Below are 1,605 nucleotides of genomic sequence, written 5' to 3'. Positions count from 1 at the left end.
GGCCCAGCGGACAGCCGACAGCCGATAGCGGATGACCACCAGCACACTATCCCAATATCCCACTATCTTCGAGGTTACTTATGAAATACAAATCTCCCGGGCAGAGCAATCCCTTTGCCCTTCTTCCTTTTATCATCTTTATCGCCATCTATCTGGGCGCCGGTCTGTATTTCCAGGCCGCTGGCGTTTCCATGGCTTTCTACCAGTTTCCTTCGGTAACGGCCATGTTTATTGCCGTCCTTTCCGCCTTCTGTCTCAGCCGGGATCCGGTGATGTATAAATTCGGCATTTTCTCCAGAGGCGCCGGCAATGACAATATCATGACCATGCTCATGATCTACATTCTGGCCGGTGCTTTTTCCGCCGTGGCAGCTGCCATGGGCGGAAGGGATGCCACCGTGAATCTGGGTATGAGTCTCATTCCACCCCAGTATCTGACGGTAGGCATTTTCCTTATTTCCGCTTTTATGGGCACCGCCACAGGTACCTCCATGGGCACGGTGGCAGCCATTATCCCTATTGCGGCAGGCATGGCGGAAAAGAGCGGCCTTCCGGCGCCCCTTCTTTTGGGGGCCTGCGTGAGCGGTGCCATGTTTGGCGACAATCTGTCCATGATTTCCGATACCACCATTGCTGCCACCCGCACCCAGGGCTGTGATTTGAAGGATAAATTCAAAATGAATTTCCTGATTGCCCTGCCGGCGGCCCTTCTGACCATTGCGGTCTTCCTCTTTGCTCCGGTTCCTGCTGCGGAAACTGCAGCCCACGGGGATTTTACCTTTTGGAAGGTCCTTCCCTATGTGGCAGTGCTTCTTCTTGCCCTTCTGGGAGTGAACGTATTCCTGGTGCTGGTGAGCGGTATCTTCCTGGCCGGCATCATCGGCCTGTCCGACGGCAGCCTGTCCGTCATTTCCCTTGCCCGCCAGATCTGGACCGGTTTTACCAGCATGAATGAAGCCTTCTTCCTGGCTCTTTTCTGCGGCGGCATTTCGGAAATGATTTCCTACTACGGCGGCATTGCCTGGCTCATTGAAAAGCTCCAGAAAAATATCCACTCTTCCCGCACCGCCCAGCTGGGCATTGCCCTGCTGGTGTCCCTGGTGGACGCAGCCACTGCCAATAACACGGTAGCCATCATTGTTTCCGGCGACGTGGCCAGAAAAATTTCCGCCCGCTTCCATGTGGACCCCAGGAAATCAGCCTCTCTTCTGGATATCTTTTCCTGCGTCTTCCAGGGCATCATCCCCTACGGCGCCCAGCTCCTTACCGCTGCCGCCCTGGCTTCCCAGAGCGGGATATCCATGAACGCCATGGATATCGTGCCCCACATGTGGTACTGCTTCTTCCTGGCTGCCTTCGGCATCCTGTCCATTTACATTCCCTTTGCGGACTACGCCATCCGGAAGAATCCCTGGAAATGGGAGCAGTGACCACAGGGCCACAAAGCGGCACCGGGTTCAGAGGGTGGCGGATTGCCCTTCGGGCGTGAAGGTTCTTAGGATTGACCGGCCCTATGGGCCGGAGGGTTCGTAAGTTTGACGGCCCTTCGGGCCGAGGGTTGTGGTATCGCCCTTACGGGCGATGAACATAAAGTCAGCGTTACGG

1 protein-coding gene is annotated in these 1,605 nt (G+C 55.9%); it reads left to right on the top strand.

All coding sequences use genetic code 11. The features are described 5' to 3' along the window. Positions 1-80: 80 nt before the first annotated feature. Positions 81-1,430, top strand: a complete 1,350-nt coding sequence (locus HMPREF9453_RS10885; protein WP_008860624.1) for a Na+/H+ antiporter NhaC family protein — start codon at positions 81-83, stop codon at positions 1,428-1,430. The last annotated feature ends 175 nt before the right edge of the window (positions 1,431-1,605 follow it).

The organism is Dialister succinatiphilus YIT 11850 (assembly GCF_000242435.1).
Taxonomy (GTDB): domain Bacteria; phylum Bacillota; class Negativicutes; order Veillonellales; family Dialisteraceae; genus Dialister; species Dialister succinatiphilus.
This window is presented reverse-complemented; position numbering and strand designations above follow the sequence as displayed.